The organism is Sphingosinicella rhizophila (assembly GCF_032378825.1).
Classification (GTDB): domain Bacteria; phylum Pseudomonadota; class Alphaproteobacteria; order Sphingomonadales; family Sphingomonadaceae; genus Allosphingosinicella; species Allosphingosinicella rhizophila.
Genome location: NZ_JAVUPU010000003.1, coordinates 435531 through 458949, shown reverse-complemented (window position 1 = coordinate 458949; position 23419 = coordinate 435531). Strand labels below are relative to the sequence as shown.

Annotated in this window: 14 protein-coding genes; 3 read left to right on the top strand and 11 right to left on the bottom strand. The window is 64.8% G+C overall.

All coding sequences use genetic code 11. The annotated features are described in order from the left end of the window. Positions 1-672 carry a sulfotransferase family 2 domain-containing protein gene (locus RQX22_RS08025; protein ID WP_315725332.1) on the bottom strand — a complete coding sequence of 224 codons (672 nt, stop codon included), beginning with the start codon at positions 670-672 and terminating at the stop codon, positions 1-3. Positions 673-863: 191 nt separating this feature from the next. Here RQX22_RS08025 and RQX22_RS08020 point away from each other — a divergent pair, with 191 nt between their 5' ends. Next, a complete protein-coding gene (locus RQX22_RS08020) occupies positions 864-1652 on the top strand; it encodes a J domain-containing protein (protein ID WP_315725330.1) in 789 nt (262 codons plus the stop codon). Here RQX22_RS08020 and wecB read toward each other — a convergent pair. From wecB to RQX22_RS08000, 4 genes are all read right to left on the bottom strand, one after another. Further along, positions 1626-2750, bottom strand: coding sequence for a non-hydrolyzing UDP-N-acetylglucosamine 2-epimerase (gene wecB / locus RQX22_RS08015; protein WP_315725328.1), 1125 nt, complete (start codon positions 2748-2750; stop codon positions 1626-1628). The two genes, RQX22_RS08020 and wecB, sit on opposite strands and share 27 nt — an antisense overlap. Positions 2751-3804: 1054 nt before the next feature. Continuing rightward, positions 3805-5214 (bottom strand): efflux transporter outer membrane subunit, encoded by a 1410-nt coding sequence (locus tag RQX22_RS08010; protein ID WP_315725326.1) that lies wholly within the window; start codon positions 5212-5214, stop codon positions 3805-3807. Next, entirely contained in the window at positions 5211-8417 is a 3207-nt protein-coding gene (locus RQX22_RS08005; protein WP_315725324.1) for an efflux RND transporter permease subunit, read from the bottom strand. The genes RQX22_RS08010 and RQX22_RS08005 overlap by 4 nt, the downstream gene beginning before the upstream one ends. A 12-nt stretch (positions 8418-8429) precedes the next feature. Continuing rightward, entirely contained in the window at positions 8430-9623 is a 1194-nt protein-coding gene (locus tag RQX22_RS08000) for an efflux RND transporter periplasmic adaptor subunit (protein WP_315725322.1), read from the bottom strand. A gap of 183 nt (positions 9624-9806) precedes the next feature. Here RQX22_RS08000 and RQX22_RS07995 point away from each other — a divergent pair, with 183 nt between their 5' ends. Then, on the top strand, positions 9807-10400 hold the full coding sequence (locus RQX22_RS07995; protein WP_315725320.1) for a TetR/AcrR family transcriptional regulator: 594 nt from the start codon (positions 9807-9809) through the stop codon (positions 10398-10400). A gap of 47 nt (positions 10401-10447) precedes the next feature. Here RQX22_RS07995 and RQX22_RS07990 read toward each other — a convergent pair whose 3' ends face one another. Continuing rightward, positions 10448-11491 carry a DUF1611 domain-containing protein gene (locus RQX22_RS07990; RefSeq protein ID WP_315725318.1) on the bottom strand — a complete coding sequence of 348 codons (1044 nt, stop codon included), beginning with the start codon at positions 11489-11491 and terminating at the stop codon, positions 10448-10450. Between the two features lie 417 nt (positions 11492-11908). On the opposite strand from RQX22_RS07990, the gene RQX22_RS07985 reads away from it, so the two are divergent. After that, on the top strand, positions 11909-12499 hold the full coding sequence (locus tag RQX22_RS07985; RefSeq protein ID WP_315725316.1) for a helix-turn-helix domain-containing protein: 591 nt from the start codon (positions 11909-11911) through the stop codon (positions 12497-12499). Positions 12500-12510: 11 nt separating this feature from the next. On the opposite strand, the gene RQX22_RS07980 is transcribed toward RQX22_RS07985, so the two are convergent. The 5 genes from RQX22_RS07980 to RQX22_RS07960 all read right to left on the bottom strand — a co-directional run bounded on the left by RQX22_RS07980 (position 12511) and on the right by RQX22_RS07960 (position 23246). Continuing rightward, entirely contained in the window at positions 12511-14085 is a 1575-nt protein-coding gene (locus RQX22_RS07980; RefSeq protein WP_315725314.1) for a serine hydrolase, read from the bottom strand. Between the two features lie 127 nt (positions 14086-14212). After that, positions 14213-15253 (bottom strand): DUF1611 domain-containing protein, encoded by a 1041-nt coding sequence (locus RQX22_RS07975; RefSeq protein WP_315725550.1) that lies wholly within the window; start codon positions 15251-15253, stop codon positions 14213-14215. Positions 15254-15625: 372 nt separating this feature from the next. Further along, positions 15626-18415, bottom strand: a complete 2790-nt coding sequence (locus tag RQX22_RS07970) for a TonB-dependent receptor domain-containing protein (RefSeq protein ID WP_315725312.1) — start codon at positions 18413-18415, stop codon at positions 15626-15628. A 475-nt stretch (positions 18416-18890) separates the two neighbouring features. Next, positions 18891-21707, bottom strand: a complete 2817-nt coding sequence (locus RQX22_RS07965) for a TonB-dependent receptor domain-containing protein (RefSeq protein ID WP_315725310.1) — start codon at positions 21705-21707, stop codon at positions 18891-18893. A 222-nt stretch (positions 21708-21929) separates the two neighbouring features. After that, on the bottom strand, positions 21930-23246 hold the full coding sequence (locus RQX22_RS07960) for a peptide MFS transporter (RefSeq protein WP_315725308.1): 1317 nt from the start codon (positions 23244-23246) through the stop codon (positions 21930-21932). Positions 23247-23419: the final 173 nt, after the last annotated feature.

Here is a 23419-nt window from a genome sequence, read left to right as displayed (position 1 = left end):
TTAAAAATCATAGCGGAAAATGCTAATGTCCTCAGCATATAAATCCCCGACCTGCCTCACCAAATCCGGTGTGTAAAGCTTGCGATAGTCGACTGCTTCGCCTGAAAGATTGGTGTGAGCAAAATGCGGCGCAGCCCCCAAATTCTGCCTAATGAAATCGTAGGTGGGGGCAAGGTCCTCGAGCCGGCCGATATGCTCCGGGAGCGGCTTTCTATCCGAGTCACACACGAACAGCCATTGCGGCCTGAAGACCCCATCCAGTCGCACGATGTCCCTGCGAGCCAACCAATCCTTCACGAATATCTCGAAACTTCGAAACTCCGGCACCTGATATCGTTCCGATTTCCAGATGCCGGCACGGGCTTCCCCTATTCCAACCCCGCGGCGCACGAAGCGATATGCCGACACCAACCTATCCCACGGATTGCGGACCACCGAAAATAGCGGAAGCGCGCGGACTTCAGATGGAGCCCAGCGACAAATATCCGATGCGTGAGGATGACCGACGAAACGCCCATATAGTGCCAAGTTGATGCTGGTTCCTGCGGCCTTTGGGACATGAACAAATACAATTCCCGCCCGCAGCCATAGCCTCGCCCTGCGCCTGACAAGCACAGCTCGGCGCAGTTCCTCCGGGAGGTGTCGATAGGCGTTCCTCAGGACCGAGTTCATTCCGCGCCCCGATTCAACACGCCATTTCAACGGGCATTTGAATACTCAAAATTGGTGCTCTGCCTGTTTGATTCCGCCGCACAGGGTTGCGACCTAGTCAAGTGAGCGCTGCCGTGTCCATATGACCCGCCCACATCAATCCGAATTGTCGCACGCTTCATTCGCCATTATGATAACTCGCTGGGGATTATATGGCGGCAGAGCTTGCCCGACATTATCGCGCTTTAGGCTTGCCCAAACGGGCGAGCAGAGCCGAGGTGCGTGCGGCTTATCTCGAGTTGGCGAAGAAGTGGCATCCCGACATCAATCGCCGCCGCAATGCACTGCAGAGATTCCAGCAAATCAATGATGCCTATCTGGCGCTGGTAGATCGGGACCCTGGCGAGTCGGTACCGGCGCGTGCGCCGAATGGACACGAAGCGGCACCGAAGCGCGTGCGCATTCCCGTGCCGCTTACCTGCTCGCGCTGCGGCGAGGCGACGGCGCAGCCGCGCCAGGCGAGCTATGCCTCGATCTTCTCCCTGCTGCTGTTGAGCTGGCGCAAGGAAAGCAGCGGAATCTTCTGCCCTTCCTGTGCCCGAAGGGAATCGCTGCGATCGAGCCTGATATCGGGGCTGTTCGGATGGTGGAGCCTGCCGGGCCTGGTGCTTACTCCCCTGGCGGTGCTGCGCAACGCGCGGGGCGGCAAGAGCGATGATGCCGCAAACCTGAACTTCCTGTGCCACAATCTGCAGGCCTATGAGGCGGCCGGGAACGAAGAAGCGGCGCGGCGGATCGCCTATATCCTGGCGCGCACGCCCAGCAGCGTCGCGGTGAAGATCAACATGTCGGTGGCGGCGCTGATCGCGAGCGACGCGGCGCCCCCTGCCCCGCGGCCGGACGAATGGAAGCCGCGGATGGACCAGAGGCTGCTCCACATCGCGGCGGCCGCGGCGGTGCCGGTGGCCGTCGCTTTAACGGTGGCGCGCCTGATCGTTTAGGGGGGATTGCGCCATCCTGCGGCGGAGATCGTCGACGCATCGCCGGGCGGCATTGCCGTCCCACAGATCGGGGCGCCTGCGCTGGGCGGGCGGGGTCGCCAGCGCCTCGTCCAGCCGCTGAACGAGCGTGGCGGCGGTGGCCAGGCGATTGGTGCCTTCATCGATGGTGATCGGCCGCTCGGTATTCTCGCGCAGGGTTAGGCAGGGAATGCCGAGATAGGTGGTTTCTTCCTGTACGCCGCCGGAATCGGTGACGACGGCCGAGGCGCCGACGACGAGGCCCATGAAGCGGACATAAGGAAGCGGATCGATCAGCCGGATGCCGGCCGCCTCCAGCCCTTCGCGGAGGCCGGTTTCGGCCAGGCGGGCGGCGGTGCGGGGGTGGACAGGAAAGACGAGCTGGAGCCTCTGCTGTACCTCGCGCAGGGCGGCGGCCAAGGCTTCCAGCTTGGCCGGATCATCGACGTTGGACGGGCGGTGCAGGGTGACGACGCCATAAGGGCCATCGGGAAGGCCGAGTTCCCCGCGCATGTCGGCGGCCTCGATCTTCGGCCGGACAAGCTCGAAGCTGTCGAGCATGATGTTGCCGACGCGGGTGATCCTGTCGGCCGGGATGCCTTCGGACAGGAGATTGGCATCGCCATCGGGAGACGGCGTCCAGAGGACATCGCACAGGACATCGGTGGCCAGCCGGTTGATCTCCTCCGGCATGGTGCGGTCGCGGGAACGGAGCCCGGCCTCCAGATGCACGGTCGGGATGTGCAGTTTCGCGCCGACAATCGCGCAGGCCAAGGTGGAATTGACATCGCCGACGACGACGATCCAGTCCGGCCGATGTTCGACGGCGACCTTTTCATAGGCGATCATCACGCCGCCCGTCTGTTCGGCATGGGAGCCGGAACCGATGCCGAGATGGTGATCGGGCGCCGGCAGATGCAGATCCTCCAGGATCGCGCCCGACATGTTGCGATCATAATGCTGGCCGGTGTGGACCAGGACGGGCGCGAAGCCCTCCGCGGCGGCCAGAGCGTGCCAGAGCGGCGCGACCTTCATGAGATTGGGGCGCGCAGCGGCGATGAGATGTACTTTGGTCTGCAACCGATCGGTCCCTGTTCGACTTCGGGAGGTGGATAAAGGGGTGGGGTTAATTTGGGCTCAATGACGTGGGGGTTTTGGGGTGGGTTGGGTGACGGTGGAGGTGTGGGGGTGGTCCCCTGCCCTTTCCGCCTTCGTCATGCCGGGCTTGATCCGGCATCCAGGGGGATGGCGGGTGTGGTGGTTGGCTGGTCTGGCGCGGAGGGGGGCTCCGGGCTGGATCCTGAATCGCGTTCAGGATGACGTCCTGAGGGTGTGGGGGTGGGAGTGGCTCCTGCCCTTTCTTCGTCATGCCGGGCTTGATCCGGCATCCAGGGGGGTGGCGGGTGTGGTGTTGGCTGGTCGGGCGCGGAGGGGGGCTCCGGGCTGGATCCTGAATCGCGTTCAGGATGACGTCCTGAGGGTGTGGGGGTGGGAGGGGCTCCTGCCCTTTCTTCGTCATGCCGGGCTTGATCCGGCATCCTGGGGGGGGGGGGGTGTGGGGTGGGCTGGGCGGGCGCGGAGGGGGGCTCCGGGCTGGATCCTGAATCGCGTTCAGGATGACGTCCTGAGGGTGTGGGGGTGGGAGGGGCTCCTGCCCTTTCTTCGTCATGCCGGGCTTGATCCGGCATCCTGGGGGGGGGGGGGTGTGGGGTGGGCTGGGCGGGCGCGGAGGGGGGCTCCGGGCTGGATCCTGAATCAAGTTCAGGATGACGATTGGGGGTGGGGGGGTGTGGGGTGGCCCACTGCCTTTTCCGCCTTCGTCATGCCGGGCTTGATCCGGCATCCAGGGGGGTGGCGGGTGTGGTGCTGGCTGGTCTGGCGTGGAGGGGGGCTCCGGGCTGGATCCTGAATCAAGTTCAGGATGACGATTGGGGGTGGGGGGGTGTGGGGTGGCCCACTGCCTTTTCCGCCTTCGTCATGCCGGGCTTGATCCGGCCTCCAGGGGGGTGCCGGGGGTGGTGGTGGCTGGTCTGGCGTGGCGGGGGGCTCCGGGCTGGATCCTGAATCGAGTTCAGGATGACGGTTTGGGAGTGTGGGGGTGTGGGTGGTCCCTGCCCTTTTCGCTCTCGTCTTCCTAGGTCGACCAGCCGCCGCCGAGGGCCAGGAACAGGGCGATGAGGTTGGTGGAGAGCTGGGCTTCGGCCTGGGCCAAAGCGGCTTCGGTCTGGGCGAGGGAGCGTTCGGCCTCCAGGACGATCTGGAAGCCTTCGCGGCCGGCTTCGTAGCGGAGGCGGGCGATGCGGGCGGCTTCGCCGCTCTGTTCGCGGGCGCGGGCCAAGGTGGCGACGCGTTCGCGTTCGCGGGCGTAGCGGGCGAGCGCGCTTTCGGTTTCCTCGAGCGCGCCGAGCCAGGTGCCGTCGAAGGTGGCCAGAGCGGCGTCGGCATCGGCTTCCGCCTGGGCGATGCGGGCGCGGGCCAAGGCGGTGTTGGGGAAGGACCAGGAAATGAGCGGGCCGATGCCGAAGCGGAAGGCCGAACCGGAGGCGAGATCGCCGATCGACGTGGCGGTGGAGCCGATCGAGGCGCCGATGCGGACATCGGGATAGAGATCGGCCGTGGCGACACCGATGCGGGCAGTGGCGGCGGCGAGCCGGCGTTCGGCGGCGCGTATGTCCGGCCGGCGGGCGAGCAGGCCGGCGCCGTCGCCGACCGGGATCGGCGCGGCGAGGGCGAGCGGCCGCACGCAATCGGCGACCTCGCGCGGGAAGGAAGCCGGCGGCCGCCCGGTGAGCAAGGCCAGCCGGTAGAGCGCGGTCTGCCGCTGCGCCTCCAGCGTCGGGATGGCGGCGCGGGTCTGTTCCAGCAAGGCGCCGGCCTGGCCGGTTTCGAGGGCGGTGCCGCGCCCGCCTTCGAGCAGGCGGCGGGTGAGATCGAAGGTGCGCTGCTGAACCTCCAGGCTACGCCGGGCGACCTCCAGCTGCCGGCCGGCGCTGCAGACATCGGCGAAGGCGCGGGCGGTTTCGGCGGCGACCGAGATGCGGGTGACATCGAGCGCGGCCTGCTGCGCCTCGACATCGGCGCGGCCGGCCTCCACAGCGCGGCGGATGCGGCCGAACAGATCGAGCTGATAGCCGACGTCGAGCCCGATATCGTAGGTTTCGCCGGTGGGAAGCTTTTCGTCCAGGCCCTGCGCCTGGCCGGAGGCCTGGCCGTAATTGACCGAGCCGGCGATATCGGTGGAGGGCAGCCGGTTGCTGCGGACTTCGCGCAGGACGGCGCGCGCCCGCGCCAGATTGGCGGCGGCGACGCGCAGATCGGTGTTGGCGCGCAACGCCTCTTCGACCAAAGCGTCGAGGCGGGCATCGCCGAACAGGCTCCACCAGCGGCCCGGCGGCTCGCTGGCTTCGAACAGAGGCGAGGCGGTGCCGAGGAAGGGCGCCTGGGCCGGGGCCTCGGCCGTGGGCGAGGCGAAATCGGGGCCGACGGTGGTGCAGGCGGAGAGGCCGAGCAGAAGCAAGGCGGCGAAGGACCGGATGCGCATCATGCCTTCCCTTCCTCCGGCGTCAGCGGCGGCGCGGCGGCCGCCCGGCGCCGATCCCGCCAGGATTCATATCTTTCCGCCCAGCCGCGGGTGAGCACGTAGAAGACCGGCGTGAAGATGAGGCCGAACAGGGTCACGCCGACCATGCCGAAAGCGACCGAGGTGCCGAGCGACTGCCGCATCTCCGATCCCGGCCCGACCGCGATGGCGAGCGGGATGACGCCGAAGATGAAGGCGAAGCTGGTCATCAGGATCGGCCGCAGCCGCTGACGGGCGGCGGTGACGGCGGCCTGGAAGCGATCCTCGCCATGATCTTCCGCCTGCTTGGCGAATTCGACGATCAGGATGGCGTTCTTGGCAGCGAGCGCGACCAGCACGACCAGGCCGACCTGGGTCAGGATATTATTGTCCTGGCCGCGCAGATTGACGCCGACCAGAGCGGCGAGGATGCACATCGGCACGATCAGGATGACGGCGAGCGGCAATGTCAGCGCCTCATATTGGGCGGCCAGCACCAGGAAGACGAAGAAGACGGCGAGCAGGAAGATCATCGGCGCGGTATTGCCCGCCGCGATCTCCTGATAAGCAAGGCCGGTCCATTCATAGGTGAAGCCCGGCGGCAGCTTTTCGGCCGCGAGCTGCTCCATCGCCGCCAGCGCCGCGCCCGAGGAGACGCCCGGCGCGGCCGCGCCCTGCAGCTCCACAGCCGGCAGCATGTTGTAGCGGACGACGCGCGACGGGCCGCTATCGTGGCGGAGGGTCGCGACCGAGGAGAGCGGCACCATTTCGCCGCTGACCGAGCGGACCTGCAGCCGGCCGACATCGGCGAGATCGTCGCGCGCGGTCGGCTCCGCCTGGGCGGTCACGCGGAAGGTGCGGCCGAGCATGTTGAAATCGTTGACATAAGTGGAGCCGAGATAGGTGCCGAGCGCGTCATAGACCTGGTTCGGCTGGACGCCGAGCAATTGCGCGCGATCGCGATCGACATCGGCGACGATGCGCGGCGAGCCGGTGTTGAACAAGGAGAAGACCTGGGTGACCTCCGGAACCTGGGCGGCCGACATCATCATGTTCATGGTGACGCCTTCGAGCGCGCGATAATCGACGCCGGATTTCTGCTGCAGCATCATCATGAAGCCGCTGCCATTGCCGAGCCCCTCGACGGCCGGCGGGGCGATGAAGAAGATCTGCGCCTCCTCAATCTCCTGCGCCATCTTCATGGTCAGGGTGCCGGCCAGTTCGGTGGCGGTCATGCCTTCCTCGCCGCGGCGTTCCTCGAACGGCTTGAGCTTCAGGAACATGGTGCCGGCATTGGAGGCCTGGGAGAAACTGGCGCCTTCGAAACCGGCGAAGCTGCCGGAATTGATGATGCCGGGCGTTTCGAAGGCAATGCGCTGCGCCTTGTTGACGACTTCGGTGGTGCGATCGAGCGAGGCGCCGGGCGGCAATTGGATGATGCCGATGAGGACGCCCTGATCCTGTTCGGGGATGAAGCCGGTCTGCGTGTCGAGCAGCCGCCAGCCGGTGAGCGCGAGCAGGCCGGCATAGACGATGAGCAGCATCGCCACCATGCGCACCGCCTTCGCGGTGAAGCGGCCATAGCGATCGGCCAGCCATTCGAAACTGCTGTTGAATTTCTGCCCGGCGACCCGCACCGGCCGCAGCCAGCGCGACCCTGCATCGACCGCATTCACGTCGTGCGGCTTCAGCAGCAAAGCGGCGAGCGCCGGCGACAAGGTCAAGGAAACCAGGAGCGAGATGATCGCCGCCGCCGAGATGGTGATCGCGAACTGGCGGTAGAAGATGCCGGGAATGCCGGACACGAAGGCGGTCGGGATGAAGACGGCCGACAGGACAAGGCCGATGGCGATGAGCGCGCCCGACACTTCCTGCATGGTGCGGTGGGCGGCGGCGCGCGGCGCCATGCCTTCGCGGATATGTTTTTCCACCGCCTCCACCACGACGATGGCGTCGTCGACGACGATGCCGACGGCGAGGACGAGGCCGAACAGCGACAAAGAGTTGATCGAGAAGCCCAGCGCGAGCTGGACCGCGAAGGTGCCGATCAGGGCGATCGGGATGGCGACGATCGGGATGATCGAGGCGCGCCACGTCTGCAGGAAGGCGATGACGACGATGACGACCAGCACGATCGCCTCGATCAGGGTTTCCTGCACCGCATCGACCGACGCCTGGACATATTCGGTGGGATTGTAGGGGATGGTCCAGCCGATGCCGGGCGGGAATTCCCTGGCCGCATCCTCCAGATCGGCCAGCACCCGGTTGGCGGAATCGAGCGCGTTGGAGCCGGGCTGCTGGATCATGGCGAGGGCGACGCCGGGCTTGCCGCCGAACTGGGCGCGGACGCCATATTCCTGGGATCCCAGCTCGACCCGGCCGATGTCGCGGATGCGGGTGATGGATCCGTCGGCGCCGGTCTTGATGACGACATCGGCGAATTCGGCGGGATCGCTGAGCCGGCCCTTGACCTCGATCGGCTGTTCGAAGGCGGGATTGCCGCCCGCATAAGGCGGCTGGCCGACGGCGCCGCCGGCGACCTGCACATTCTGGGTGCGCAGCGCCGTGACGATTTCGCCCGCGGTCAGGTTGCGGGCGGCGGCGCGATCGGGATCGATCCAGATCCGCATCGAATAATTGCCGCCGCCGAAGACGAGCACGTCGCCGACGCCCTCCAGCCGGAGCAGCCGATCGCGGACCACCGAATTGGCGTAATTGCCGACATAATCGATATCGACCTGGGGATCTTCGGCGGTGAGCGCGGCGATCATCAGGAAGCCGACCGCCGCCTTGTTGACGGTGACGCCGATCTGGCGGACCTGTTCGGGCAGGCGCGGCAAGGCGGTGTTGACCCGGTTCTGCACCAGCACCTGCGCTTCATCCAGGTCGGTGCCGGGCTCGAAGGTGACGGTGACGACGGTCTGGCCCGACGAGGTCGAGGAAGAGGACATGTAGAGCATGTCCTCGACGCCGTTGATCGCCTGTTCGAGCGGCAGCGACACGGTTTCGGCCATGCTTTCGGCGGAGCCGCCGGGGAAGAAGGCATTCACCTGAACCGTCGGCGGCGCGATTTCCGGATATTGCGACAGCGGCAGCTGAGGATAGGAAAAGACGCCGATCAGGGTGATGAAGATGCCGATCACGGCGGCGAAGATCGGCCGTTCGATGAAGAAGGCTGAAATGTTCATGGCGCCGATGCCCTAGCGCGACGCCGGGCCGACGGGCGTCGCCGTCGAGGCCGGCGCGGAAGCGGCGGGCGCGGCCGAACCGCCCTCCGGCACCGCCAGCGGCGGCACCCGGCCGGGCTTGGGCTGCACCTTCTGGCCCGGAAAGGCGCGCTGGATGCCGCCGATGATGACGCGATCATCGGGCGAGATGCCGCTGCGGATCACCCGCAGATTGCCGATCACGGGGCCGAGATCGACCGGGCGCGGAGCGACGACATTGGCCTTGCCGACGATATAGACGATGCGGCGGGCGGCATCGGTGACGATGGCGGTATCCGGCACCAGCATGGCGCGATAGGGATTGGAGCCGGCGAGGCGCATATGGCCGAACATGCCGGGGCGCAGGAAGCCGTCGGGATTGGCGACCAAAGCGCGGGCGCGGATCGTGCCGGCGCCGGTCTTGACCTCGTTGTCGACGAAATCGAGCCGGCCGGCATGGCTGTAATCGGCTTCGTCCTGGAGGCGGATGCGGACCTGGGTGCCGGGCGTGGCGCCGGCATCCTGGCGCAGATATTTGAGCAGCAGGGCCTCCGATCCTTCGAAGGCGAAATGGATGGGATCGGTGGAGACGATGCGGGTCAGCACCGTTTCATCGGCGCTGACGGCGTTGCCGGGATCGACCAGCCGTTCCGAGATGCGGCCCGAAATCGGCGCGGTGACCCGGGTGAAGCCGACATTGAGCTGCTGGGCGCGGACCGCCGCCTGGGCGGCCGCGACATCGGCGGCGCCGGCGCGGACGGCGGCCAGGCGCTGTTCGACCTCTTCCTTGCTCGCCGCCTGCGATTTCGCCAGCGTTTCCGATCGGGCGAGCTCGGTGCGGGCATTGACCAGGGTCGCCTGGGCGCGGGCGAGCTGGGCCCGCGCCTGATCGAGCTGGGCCTGGGCGGGCCGGGCATCGACGGTGAACAGGGTCTGGCCGGCGCGGACATATTGGCCGTCGCGGAAGGCGACGGTGCGCAGGTAGCCGGTGACGCGCGGCTTGACGTCGACGCTCTGGACCGCCTCGAACCGGCCGACATATTCGTCCCAGTCGACCACCGCCTCGACCCGCGGATTGGCGACGGTGACCTGTGGCGGCGGCGGCGGCGCGGCCGATTCGCCCTTCGAGCAGCCGGCGAGGAGCAGGATCGAAGCAGCGACGGCGGCGGCTAAAGCATTGATTTTCATAATGCGCTTGTTTTTCCGAAAGGCGTAGGCCGAAAAAGGGGCGCTCCGACCGCCTCCCCCAACAGCGTGTTCGCTCAAGTCAACGGGCGCTGACTAGGCTTCGGCCCAGACGGTGTCAACAAGTGTAGACCCGACAAGTCAGCAATTGTTGACGTGGGGCGTGCAGATGATAGACCGGATGCCATGTTGTGCCCCATACCCCGCGCCAAGAATGCCGCCGCCACCCGGCAGGCGATGCTGACGGCGGCGCGGCGGCGGTTCCTGCAGGAAAGTTACGAGAATGTCGGGCTGCGCGACATTGCCGGCGATGCCGGCGTCGACGTGGCGCTGGTCAGCCGCTATTTCGGCAGCAAGGAAGATTTGTTCAAGGAAGTGCTGCGCGAGGGCAAGGAAGACAAGTTCCAGGCGGGGCTGAACGCGCGCAACCTTCCCGCCTATCTGACCGCAATGGCGCTGGAGCAGGACGGCCAGGGCGATATCGCGCATCTCGAAAGGCTGCTGATCGTCGTCCGATCGGCTTCGTCGCCCAAGGCCGCGGAACTGGTGCGGACGGCGTTCCGCGACGACATGCTGGCGCCGATGGCCGCGTTGCTGGACGGAGACGATGCCGACATCCGCGCCAGCCTGGCGCTGGCGCTGCTGATGGGCACGACGATCCTGCGGACGGTGATGTCGGTCCAGCCGATCTGCGAGGCGGAGGGCGAATGCAGCGCGGGCGACCGGCTGGTGAAGCTGTTCGAAGCGGCGCTGGCCGAGGCCGGCGCCGCCCCCAAATAGCCTGAACGAAGCCGAGCGCGCCGGGAAGGATCCGGGCGCTCAGATGCTCAGGCGAGGCAATTGTCGAGCAGCCGCTCGAACGCCGGGCCGCCGCGCACCGGATCGGCGACCGGCAGGCCGAGCCGTTCGGATTCGCTGGCGCACAAAGCATCGGCTTCCTCCGCCGACAGCTTCGACGTGTTGAGGCTGATGCCGCCGCAGCGAATCGCCGGATTGGTGCGGCTGCCGAGGCGGAGGTGGAGATCGATCGTCTCCTGGAGGCTGGGCAGGACATAGCCGGGATGGCCGAGCACATGTTCGCGGCCCGCTTCGTGGCAGACGACGATCACGTCGGGCTGGCTGCCGTGGAGCAGGCCCAGCGAGACGCCGGCATAAGCCGGGTGGAACAAGGAGCCCTGCCCTTCGATCACGTCCCAATGATCGGGCGCGGCATCGGGGCTGAGGATTTCGGCGGCGCCGGCGGAGAAATCCGCCACCACCGCGTCCATCGGAATGCCGCCGCCGGCGATCATGATCCCGGTCTGGCCGGTCGCGCGGAAATCCGCGTCGATGCCGCGCGCCTTGAAGCCGCGGGCGATGGCGAGCGCCGTATATTTCTTGCCGAGCGCGCAATCGGTGCCGACCGCGAGCAGCCGCTTGCCGGTGCGCTTGCGGCCGGTGCCGATCGGAATGTTCCTGGGCGGCGTGCGGATGTCGATCAGCCGGCGGCCGAGCCGTTCGGCAGGCTCGCGCAGCTCGGGAAGATCGGCGAGGCGCATATGCATGCCGGAGATGAGGTCGAGCCCCGCCTCCAGCGCCTCGACCAGGCCGGCAATCCAGGAGGGCGGGATGAAGCCGCCGCTATTGGCGACGCCGATCACCATCGATTTGGCGCCCTTGGCCGCGGCTTCGGCCGGGGTGAGCTGGGGCAGGCCGGTGGTCGTCGTCTGATCGTCGAGCTTATATTCGCCGATGCACAGATCGCCGGCCCAATCCCGCAGCCCATAGGCCGTCTTGGCATAGCCCGGCTCGCGATTGTCGCCGAGGAACAAAAGATATGGCTGCGGAAGGGTGATTGCTTCTGCGGCCGGGAGATTGCTTTGCTGGTTCACTATCGAGCCTTGTCTTCATGATCGGTCCGCGCCGCCCAGGCGACGCGGATGTTGAGAGAAATCCGGGACCGGATCGGGCAAGACGGATTTTTCCGTCGCTTCCGATCAGGCCAAAACCAGCCGTCCTAGAAACTGGGGTCAAATGCAAGAGGATCATATGCGCCCGTTTCGCACGCCGCGCGCAAGCGTGCCGGGCGCGATGGCCGGGCGTTGCGTCGGAGCCGAACGAGCGGCCCCCGCTCCGATCCTGAACTTTTCCCCTGTTATCAACCGATAACGCTTCCTCAGCGGAAGGAATCGGATTTCCATATCCGCAAATTTCGTGAAAATGCAACCGGATTCAGGGGGTGCAAAGCCTTTGCGCCGGCTTATGCCAGCCGCTAGCTAATCGCGCAACGGCGACAGGAGGAGCAAAAGGTGCGGCCAGTGGCGAAGCCCGGATCGATCCTGCGGAAATATCGGCGCGAGAGCGGCTGGACCCTGGCCTTCGTCAGCGAGCGCACGGGATTGCCGGTATCGACCCTGTCGCGGATCGAGAACGACCAGATCTCCCCGACCTACGGGCAGCTGAGCAAGCTCAGTAACGGCCTGGCGATCGACATCGCCAAGCTGCTTTCCGCGGTGCCGATCGAAAGCCAGGACAATAAGCAGCGGCGGAGCGTAAACCGGATCGGCAGCGGCGAAATATTGGACATGGCGCAGCAGACCCTGCGCTATCTGAGCTCCGACATCCTCCACAAGCAGTTCACGCCGATCATCGGCGAGGTCAAGGCGCGGACGCTGGACGAGGTGGACGAGTTCCTGAGCCATCCCGGCGAGGAATTCATCTTCGTGATCGAGGGCCTGCTCGAATTCCACACCGGCGCCTATGCGCCGGTCACGCTGGTGCCGGGCGAATCCGTCTATTTCGACAGCGCGATGCCGCACGCTTATCTTGCCAAGGGCGAGGACAGATGCCGGATCCTGTCCATCTGCTCGGCGCCGTGGATCACGCCCGAGGGCCGCTGATCCCGATCTGCTTAGCGCGAAGCCTTCACCGGAGTGAAGAGAAGATCCTGATAATCGAAGCTGAAATCCGCCAGCGGCGAGACCGGCTTCATGGTGATACGATCGACCTTGCCGTCGGCATCGAGGCTGAAGGTCATGAAGGCGGGTTCCATGCCCCTGTCGTTGAACGCCGTCCGGAACGTATCATATTGCCAATGTTCCAGCGTCGCGCTGAGCCCCGGCGTGTGCGGGAAATCGACCCGGAGCCTGTCCCCCACCCTGCGCACCGAGATCGTCCCGTACCAGGGATCGGCATAATCGCCGGCGTAGCGGATCAGGGGAAGCGACGGCCCGACCCTGGCCCGCGCCGCGCCTTCGGCCTGGACGGCCTTGACGGCGGCAGCCGCGCGCCGGGCCTTGTGCGCGGCCAGCTTCTCGGGCCATCCGGCCTTGGGCAGGCCCAGATAATGATCGAGCAATTCGTACATCAGGCCGCGAACGATCTGCCCCTCTTCGCTGTTCGTGGCGATGGAGAAGCCGACATTGCGGTCGGGGATCAGCACCACCGCGGTCAGCGAGCCGAACACGGCCCCGCCATGCCAGACGATCTTGGCACCGCGATAATCCTGGACGTCCCAGCCGAGCGCATAAGTGGAGAACATCGGCTGGGTCGGCTGCAGATCGGCCGGGACCGGATCGACCGGCTGCAAGGTGACCGGACGCCACATCTCGGCGGCGGCCTCCGCGCTGAACAGGCGGCCATCACCTTCCGGCAGCTTGCCGTGGGCGAGCTGGATCATCAGCCACCGCGTCATGTCGTCGGCGCTGATCGCGAGACCCCCGGCCGGGGCGACGTTGGACGCCTGGTCCGCGGTCTCGTCGAGCGGCTCCAGATCGCCGAGCCCGCGGATCGGGCCGTTCAGCCGCGCATGCGGCCGCGCCCGATTGGCGGTTGCGATACGACCGGCATCGTCGACGGTGGAAACATCCATGCCGGCGGGGCGATAGATGTTGGCCTTGACGAATTCCTCCCAGGTCTGGCCCGTCACCTCCTCGATCAGCTGGCCGGCGGCCATGTAGAGGACATTGTCATAGGCATAGGCGCTGCGGAAGCTGGTGGCCGGCTTGATGTAACGGAGGCGCCGCACCGATTCCTTGCGCGAAAGGTCGCTGCGCGGGACGAACAGCAGATCGCCGGCGCCGAGGCCAAGCCCGCTGCGATGGACGAGCAGGTCGCGGATCGTCATTTCGCGCGTCACCCAGGGATCCCACATGCGGAAATCCGGCATGTGATCGATGACGGGATCGTCCCAGCCGATCGTGCCCTGATCGACCAGGATGGCGAGCGCCGCGACGGTGAAGGCCTTGCCGGTCGATCCTGTGGCGAAAATCGTCTCCGGGCCGACCGGCTCCGGCTTGCCATGGACGCGGACGCCATAGCCCCGGGCAAGAGTGGGCTTGCCATCCTCCACGATCGCGATGGAGACGCCCGGCGCGCCGAACGATCGGCGAAGCGCCTCCACGCGCTGGTCGAAGCCAGAGGGCGGCGCGGCCAAGGCCGGCGCCGCTAGGAACGATGCCAGCGCCCATGCTGCGAAATATCTCATACCGCCTCCTTCGCTACCCGACAGCCTTCCGCGCCCTGCCCGGCCCGGAAGCCGGCGGGGCCAGCTTGCCCAAGCCGGCCCGTGACCGCAACAGCACCCAGATCAGGGCCGCGCCTTTGCCCCGCCGTCAGGCGATGCAGGCGTCGAGCAGCTTCTCGAAGGCCGGGCCGGGGCGCATCGGATCGGCGACCGGCATTCCCAGGCGGTCGCATTCGGCGGCGATCACGGCTTCGGCTTCTTCAGGCCCGAGCTTGGCCGTATTGAGACTGACGCCGGCGCATCGTATCACCTTGTTGGTGCGGCTGCCCTGGCGGATGGTGAGGTCCATCACCTCTTCGATGCTCGGCAGCGGATAGGTCGGATGGCCCATGGTCGTGGTCCGCCCCGCCTCATGGCAGATGACAAACACGTCGGGCTGGCTGCCATGGAGCAGGCCCAGCGACACGCCGGCATAAGAAGGGTGGAACAAGGATGCCTGGCCCTCGATCACGTCCCAATGATCGGGCGCGGCATCCGGCGACAGTATCTCGGCGGCGCCCGAGATGAAGTCGCCGACCACCGCGTCCATCGGTATGCCTCGGCCGGCGATCATGATCCCGGTCTGGCCGGTGGCCCTGAAATCGACGTCGAGCCCGCGTGCCTTCAGCCCGCGGGCGATCGCGAGCGCGGTATATTTCTTGCCGAGCGCGCAATCGGTACCGACCGTCAGCAGCCTCTTGCCGCCGCGCTTGAGACCCTTGCCGACCGGCAGGTTCCGCGGCGGCGTCCTGATGTCGATCAGCGCGCGCCCGGCCCGGTCGGCGGCCGCCTTCAGCTCCGGGATGTCGACCAGCCTGGCATGCATGCCGCTGACGATGTCGAGGCCGGCCTCGATCGCCTCGATCAGGGTCGGGATCCATTTGGGCGAGATCATCCCGCCGCTGACGACGACGCCGATCACCAGCGACCTGGCACCCTTCGCCGCCGCCTCGGCCGGCGTCAGCACCGGAAGGCCGGTGGTGGTGGTCGCGCCGGGCAGCGCATATTCGCCGATGCAGAGCTCGCCGGCCCAATCGCGCAGCCCGAAGGCCGTCTTCGCATAATTGGGGTCCACATTGTCGCCCAGGAACAGCAGATAGGGGCGCGGCAGCTCACGCACCTGCGCTTCAACCTGGCCAGCGGCCGTCATCGTCGACACTTTCTCGATCTCCTGCTTAGCATGTCCGATTCCCGGAAGGAATCCTGTTGGGGACTCTCATGGCTTAATCCGAACATTTTTTCCATACGTAAAATCACACGATATCGCCCGCGACGCAACAGAAGAGGTTTGGGCCTGCCATAGCTGGCGGCTATGCCCCTATACTTCTCCCCGAGGGATGGACCGGCGCGGAGCTGAAATTTCCTTATACTCGGAAGTCGAAAGGCCCGGCCAAGGTCCATGTCCGGGAACCGGTAAAAAGAAAGCGGACGGTGACCCAAGCCACCGCCCGCTTTCTTTATCCATAACCCGGGCGACAGGCCATATCCTGTCCCACACCCGAGGCTCGGGACATCGCCCCGATCAGAAATCCAGTTTGACGCCAGCCGTGAAGTAACGGCCGATCGTGTCGTAATGGGTGCCGCCAAGCTGAATCGCGAGGGGCGGATCCCGGTCGAACAGGTTGCGGACATTTCCGAAGAAGGTGAACTTGTCCATCACCTTGAACTGGGCACCGACGTCCACATAGATGCGGGAGCTGATGTCGTTATTGACGATATTGGTCTGGGCCTCGTTGAACTTGCCGCCGCCCACGTAGCGGACGCGCAGATCGAGACCGAGCGCGTCGCTCTGGTAGGTGGTGCTGAACGTCCCGCGCCAGTGCGGAGCGCCGCCCACCACCGTATCGCCGACGCTGCCGATCGGCTGCAAGCAGCTGTTGAGGAGGATGCAGGTCGGCGTCTGGGTCAGCAGCTTGTCCGTCCAGTTCGCCAGGACGCGGAAGCGCAGCGAACCCGGCAGGCTCGAAATGCTGGACATCGGCAGCAGATAGGAAGCTTCGATGTCGATGCCGTTGGTCTGCAGGCTGGCGATGTTCGCGCTTTGCGCGCGGACTTCCGTGATCGTTCCGGTGACGGGATCGCGGGTGATGCGGGCGCAGGCCTCCGCATCGCCCTGCGAGCAGTTCAGGGTAAGATCCCGCGTGTCGGGCGCCTGGATCGCACCGCTGATCTTGATGTCGTAATAATCAACCGACAGGTTGAAGCCCCGCAGGAAGGAAGGCGAAACGCTGGCGCCGACGGTCCAGGTCTTGCCGATTTCCGGGACCAGATTCGGGTTGCCGCCCGTCAGCAGCCTGATCGTCGGCGTGGCATCGTAGCCATTCTGTCCGTCGACGGCGCCCGGGGGCGGATCGAGATCGACGACGTTCCTGATGTTCAGCCCACTGACCGAGAACAGCTCGCCAATGCCCGGCGCGCGGATGTCGCGCGAACGGGTGGCCCGGAGCAGGAGACTGTCGAACAGGCGTGCGGTTCCGCCGACCTTCCAGGACCATATTCCGCCGCTGCGATTATAGTCGGAATAGCGGGCCGCGCCGTTCAGCTCGAACTTGACCTGATCGGTGTCCAGCAAAGGCAGCAATATTTCGCCGAAGCCTTCCTTGACGTTTGTGCGGCCGCTGGTCGGGTTGCGATACAAAGGCGTGCCGAAGATGCTGGATGCACCCTGCCTGTCCAGCTCCCCGTTCGTTGCGATATTCTCCTCCCAACGCGCTTCGGCGCCGAAGGCGACGCTGACTTCGCCGGCCCAGAGAGAGAATGGGCTGCCCTGGAGCCGCACGGCGGCGGAATCGAGCTTGCTGGTGCTGAAGGAGCTCTGGGTCCCGGTCACATAGTCGATCGCAGCCGCCGAGGGTGCGCCGACCCCGAACGGATTGAAGGCGACGCAGGCGGGGTCGTCATTGGCCGGGTTAGCATCCGCATTGACCGCGCAGACGATGCCGCCCGGGGTCTGCACGGCGTTGACCGCGCGGGCCAGGTTCGCGCTGATCGCCGAGTTGCGCATGAACTGCTTGCTCTTGATTTGGCCATGACTGAAATGGGCGTCATATTTCCAGCCGCCGCCGAGACTGCCTTCGATGCCCACCGCGCCTTCGAAGGTTTCGCGCTCCGCCTCGAACTGCAGGAAAAGCGCGTCGCCGGACAGACGCCCGAGAAGAAAGCCCGGATCCCCGGCCAGAGCCAGTTGATCACGGATAGTCTGAGACAGGAAGGGATTGGTCGCCGAAATGTTGAGGGCGATCGCCGAGGTGTCGGGCAGGAACGGCTGGTTCACCCGCGTCCTGCCATAAGCGAAGTCGGCCCAGATCGTCGCGCCGGCGCCAACGTCGTAGCTGACCCGCGCATAGCTGCCGATACGCTCCAGCGGGCTCCTGACGTTGATCGTTTCATAGACGTTGATCGCGTCGGCAGCTGTCGCGGGACGCAGGCTCCCGTCGGGATTGAACAGCTGGCCGGCGAGCGAGCTGGTGAGGATCGTACCGCCAAGGGTGACGGGCTGCCCCGCGACGATGAGGTTGTTGTTGATATTGGGCTGCAGCTCGAGCTGGCCGCCGCCGATATTGACGAAGTCCGCGCCGTACCACGGGCGATCGTTCATTCCATTGGGGCCGATCCGCTTGTCGCGGACATATTCCGCGCCGACCATGAAATGGCCCCTGCCGTCGGCGAAATGGGTGCCGAACGAACCATCGAAGCCGTAGCGAAAGCCATCGCCACGCGAGGAGATGCCGGTATTGGCGCCCAGCGAGAAGCCTTCGAGATCGTCGTTGAGGATGATGTTGACGACGCCGGCGACGGCGCCCGAACCCCAGGCCGCGGATGCGCCGCCGGTCACGAGTTCGATCCGCTCGACCAGATTGGTCGGAACGAAGTTGAGGTTGTTGTCGCCGATGAAGCGCCGTCCGTTGACCAACGTAAGGGTCCGCGCGGTGCCGAGGCCGCGCATGTCGACCGGCGCGGTGCCGCTGCCGGTATTGGCGACCGTTCCCGCCGGATTGGACGTGTTGCGGATCTGCGGCTGCTCGTTCAGCACCTGCTGGAGGTTCGGCTGTGCGGCCTGGCGGATTTCGGTGTTGCCGACGACCGTCGTCGGCGTCGGCTGATCGAAGCCGGCGCGCTCGATGCGCGATCCGGTGACCACGATCTCATTCTCATTGCCGCTTTCCCCGGCACCCGCCTCTTCGGCGGGCGTGTCGTTTGGCTGCCCCGCCGTCTGGGCGTAAGCAGGAGCGGCCGCCGCGAAGGACGCGCCGATCGCCAGCATGCTGGCGCCAAAAGTGAGCCGACGGCGATTTTCCCCACGAATTGTCATTTCTTGACTTCCCTCCCGGATGATAAGCTGCAGATGCAACGGATCTTGCCCCGTGAATCGGGGGCTTGCCGCACATGTGCACAATTATTTCACAAATGAAAATCCGTCTTCGTGATATTCAAAGAACCCTATTGGGATGAAACAAGCCTGAACGCGCGAGGACGATGCCTGTCCTCTCTGCGGGCGTGGCGCCGGCGCAACAGTTAAAGAAAATTTATCCGCCCGGAAAATGACGTGCATCGGAGGGGCCAAGCTCGCCTCGCACCGCCCGCCAGACGGCACTTCCGTTGATCGTCATTCTGTACGGGCTTGAGAAGCCGGTGGCTCAATTGCACCACTGGCATCAGACGAGCCGTTCGACTCAAAGACGTGACAGGTGTAGAAATGAAACGGGCGGCGATCAATGACCGCCGCCCGCTTCCCATTATCTTCCTCAGCAGAACGAAGGCGGATGCCTTTGCCGCCTTCGGTGAGGTTAGAAGTTTACCTTGGCTCCAAAGGTGAAGTAACGGCCAATGGCATCATAATGCGCGCTGGCGGTGGTGTTGATCGGCGGCGCCTCGTCAAACAAGTTCCTCACATTTCCAAAAAAGGTGAACCTGTCCATGACCTTGAACTGAGCGCCAAGGTCGAAATAGGTCCGTGCGGAGATCTTGTTGTTGGACAAATTGACACGGCCGCCCGTCCCGTCAAGCAGTTCGTTGAACACGCCGCCACCGACATAGCGGACGCGTGCATCGAGGCCGAACGTCCCGTCCTGATAGGTTGCGCTGAACGTTCCCCGCCATTTCGGAAGACCGGTGACGCCGTCACCCACATCACCCGCCAGATTAACGGGCCCAGTCCTGCCGGTAGCATAGAAACCAGTGTCGAAAACATAATCCTTCACGTACGTCGCCAGGGCACGGAAGCGGATCGAACCCGGCTTGTCGCCCATCAACTGCCGTACCTGCAACTGATAGGCGGCCTCGAAGTCCAGACCGCTCGTGGAAAATGAGGCGATATTCTGCTGGTTCGTCAACACCTCGGTCAGGGTTTGCGTGACAGGGTCACGCGTGATGCGGTCACAGGCTGCCTGACTGCCGCCAGCGCAAGCCGCCGTGAGGTTGGACGCCGAGATAACGGTGATCGCACCACTGATCTTGATGTCGTAATAATCGACCGACAAGCTCAAACCAGGAATGAAGCTCGGCTGATAGGATCCGCCGAAGGACAAGGTCTTGCTGGTCTCCGGCACGAGATCCGGATTGCCGCCGGAATAGGTCGTCACCTGGGCCGGGTTGGGATTATAGCCGGGGATGCCGGTGCGGCCCGCCGTATCCAGATCGACTTGCGGGCCGATATTGACGGCCCTGATAGAGAACAGCTCATTGATGCTCGGCGAACGGATGTCGCGGGAACGAACGATGCGCAACCTCAGGTCGTTGAACAAGCGGGCGGTGCCACCGAGCTTCCAAGACCAAATGCCGCCGCTGGTGCTGTAATCGGAATAGCGGGCGGAACCGTTCGTGTCGATCTTGATGCCTTCCGCATCGATCACCGGCACGACAAGTTCGACAAAGCCTTCCTTTACGTTGAACTTGCCGGCGACGTCAGAGGTGTAGAGCGGAATGCCCAGCGTCGGAGCGGTGGCAATTTGCTCAGCCGTACGGAAGCCGCGCGAGGATTCCCATCGCGCTTCGACGCCGAATGCGACCGTGATCGGTCCGGCCCACAGCGAAAACAAATCGCCCTGCACTTCCGCGCCCATTGCATCCAGCTTTGCGATCGCGCTCGCACCCTGATCGGCAGTGACATAGTCGATCGCCTCTGCCGAAGCATTGCCGGATCCGAAGATATTGAGCGGACGACATGCGGGATCGTCGTTCGCGGGATTGGCGTCCGCATTGATGGCGCAGACGATCTGGCCGCCGCTGGAAACCGCATTGATCGCATTGAGGTAATTCGCTCTCACGCGGTTGTCGTTGAGTGCCTGGGTCGTCTCGAGTTCGCCATGGCTGTAATGGGCGCTATATTTCCAGCCATTGCCGAAGGTGCCGTCGATGCCGATTGCGCCTTCCTTATATTCCCGCTCCGACTCGAATTTCAGCATGAAGATGTCGGTGAAGGTACGGGAATATAGGAAGCTGGTTTCACCGGCCGCAGCCAGTTGATCCCGTAGCGATTGTGGGAGGAAAGGATTGGCCGCGGAAACCGTGATCGGCCCGGCGCCGAAATCGCCCGGAGTGATATAGTCCGGAAAAAAGTCGTAACTGGACCGGACGCGTCCGTAATTGGCGTCGGCCCAGATCGTCGCACCGCCAATATCATAGCTCACGCGACCATAAACGTTGAGCCGTTCGAACGGTCCCGCCAAATAGATATGATCGTAAAGGTTCGAGGCATCCTCGCCGCCGATATTCCCGACGCCCGGACCACGATAAGGGCGCAATGTCCCGTCATTGTTGAAGGTCTGACCCGCAAAAATCCCGCTTCTGATCAGGCCCGACTCGCTTCTTACGGCATTCACGTCATCGGCGATCACGACCTGTCCGTTGAGAACGGTCTGCCCGCCGCCGCGCAGGCCCGGGCGCGACTTGCGGCCGTGAGGGGAAATACCCTTGTCGTCGACATATTCGGCGCCGATCATGAAGTGACCGTTGCCGTCGGCGAAACTCGTGCCGAACGCACCGTCAAGCCGATAGCGTTCGCCGTCGCCCCGCGAGGAAATGCCCGTCTCGGCGCCCAGCCTGATGCCTTCAAGCTTGGTATCGAGGATGATGTTGACGACGCCGGCGACGGCGCCCGACCCATAGGCGGCGGAGGCGCCGCCGGTGACGAGGTCGAGCCTTTGCACCAAGCTGAGCGGAACCACGTTCAAATTGCCCTCGCCGACGAAGCGGCGGCCGTTGAGCAGGACAAGGGTGCGGTTCGTACCGAGGCCGCGAAGATCGACCGGAGCGGTGCCTGAGCCAGTATTTCCCACCGTCGTTGCCGGAAGGACCGACGGGCGGACCTGCGGCTGGTCGTTGAGCACCTGCTGCAGGTTGGGCGCCGCCGCCTGGCGGATTTCGGTGCCGCCGACGACCGTCGTCGGCGTCGGCTGATCGAAGCCGGCGCGTTCGATGCGCGAGCCAGTGACGACGATCACGTTTTCATCGTCGGTTTCGCCGACACCGGCCTCTTCGGCCGGGGTGTCGCCATCAGGAGTCGTCTGCGCCATTGCAGGCGCCACTGCAAACAGGGAGGTGCCGATCGCAGCCAGGCTGGCATTCAAGATCAGATTGCTACGATATTTATTGCGGATTCCCATGTCTCATTCCCCCTATATGAAACGAACGTGGACCCTGTTCCATCGTTCAAACGACCTATCCAGGATTCGTCCCGATATTCCTGACATACATTTTTCGCATATGAAAATAACACACCTGGATGCGTGCCGGCTGGAATAGGGCGGCTGACCGTCCTCGACGGCCTCCCGGAGCCCCTTCCTCTCTCTTGAAGTGGCGCAACGGCCACAGTCGAAAAAAAAATTTCAGCTCTCGTGTGCGGCGTCCAGCTCGGCAGCGCGCGTCGCCTCGACCTTGCGTGTCGAGCGGTCGAGCGCGAGCAGCAGTCCGGCGGCGATCACTGTGAGAATGAAGAGGCAGGCGAAATAGACCGGTCTCGAGGTGCTGCTCCAGAAGCTTCCGACGAAGCCGGCGAACAGGCTGCCCGCGCCCGTGACGAGGAACCAGGAGCCGACCGTGGTTGCGCCTGCCCTGGGCGGGGCGAGACGCGCGAACAGACCGAGGCCGGTGGGCAGGATGTAAAGCTCGCCGAAGGTGAGGATGAAGAAGAAGAGTACCAGCCAGATCCAGCTCGCCTGGGCGGTGGCGACGGCCGAGACGATCGCGAGAAGGCCGTAAGCGGAGCCGATGATGAGAGCGCCGATCGCCATTTTCTGCATCGGGCTGCGTTCGCGCCCGGCCTCGGCCTTGCGGCGCCAATGCGCCAGCAGGAAGGGCGTCATCACCATCACCAGCAAGGGGTTGAGGGCGATGAACCAGGTCATCCTGATCTCGAAATCGCCGACCATCCGATTGATTCCGGTGTCGGCCCAGAGCGCGATCGTATTGCCGATCTGCTCATAAGCGCCGCGAAACACCACGACCGACAGGCCAATGGCGAGCAGCACCGCATAGGTGCTGCGATAATTTACGGCGCTGCCGCCATCGATCGCCACCGGAGCAGCCTTGCCGCGCGGCTGTTCCGGCGGGAGATAGCGTCCGCCGACAAGATAGATAATGAGACCGCCGACCATGCCGATGCCGGCGGCACCGAAGCCATAATGCCAGCCATAGACCTCACCCAGGGTCCCGCAGATCAACGGCGCCAGGAATGCCCCGATATTGATGCCGACATAATAGACATTGTAAGCCCAACCCCTCCGGGGGTCGCGAGGCCCGTACAGGTCGTTGATCTGGCTCGGCAGGCTTGGCAGGAACAATCCATTGCCGATCGCGATCGTCGCCAGCGCGAAATAGAAGAGTGACTCGAAGGCCATCATGAAATGGCCGGCGGCCATGACGCTGGCGCCGATGATCACCGCCTTTTTCTTGCCGAGCCAGCGATCGGAGATCGCGCCGCCGATGATCGGCGTGAAATAAGCGAAGGAGGTGTAGGCGCCGTAGATATAGGAGGAATGGGTCTGCTCGATCAGCAGCTGCTTGGTCATGTAATAGACGAGCAGCGCACGCATGCCGAAATAGGAGAATTGTTCCCACATGTTTGTGAGGAACAGGATCGTCAGGCCCCGCGGCTGGCCGAACCAGGTCTTTTCCGCCGCTTCTCCCATGCCCGCTGCACTCATGAACAAGCCCCCTTATGGAAATCATCGAGTCCGGGTCGATAACAGAGGATCCGGGGCCACAGAAGCCGGACTTGCATCGATTGACGAAAGCAAGGCGGAGCGCCCGCGACTCTCCTTCATCCATCGGGCGGGCGGCGGACGGGAACGATCTTCAAGCGAAGCGACCAAAGTCC